Origin of the sequence: Paraburkholderia sp. SIMBA_053 (assembly GCF_046534895.1) — a bacterium.
Taxonomy (GTDB): Bacteria; Pseudomonadota; Gammaproteobacteria; order Burkholderiales; family Burkholderiaceae; genus Paraburkholderia; species Paraburkholderia caledonica.
Genome location: NZ_JAWRXU010001351.1, coordinates 1 through 248, shown reverse-complemented (window position 1 = coordinate 248; position 248 = coordinate 1). Strand labels below are relative to the sequence as shown.

Annotated in this window: 1 protein-coding gene; it reads right to left on the bottom strand. The window is 57.7% G+C overall.

Annotated features, from left to right (window positions below):
- Window positions 1-248 (bottom strand): cobaltochelatase subunit CobN (locus SB753_RS40010; protein WP_410805543.1); only part of this gene is annotated, 248 nt, incomplete at both ends.

The window sequence follows — 248 nt, the reverse complement described above, 5'->3', positions numbered from 1 at the left end:
CAACGAGTCTTCCGCATCGCTATCAACAGGTGCTTCTAGACTCAACTCTTCATGCAGCCGATGCGTGGCGATCGTGTCGAGAATAGTCCGACGCAACAGCTTCGCGCGCCGTGGATCGACCATCAACGCGTCGTAGTATTCATCGACCTGACGTTCGAGGTCCTGCAAAGGCCCATAGTTTTCCGCGCGCGTGAGCGGCGGCATCAGATGATCGATAATCACAGCTTGCGCGCGCCGCTTTGCCTGGC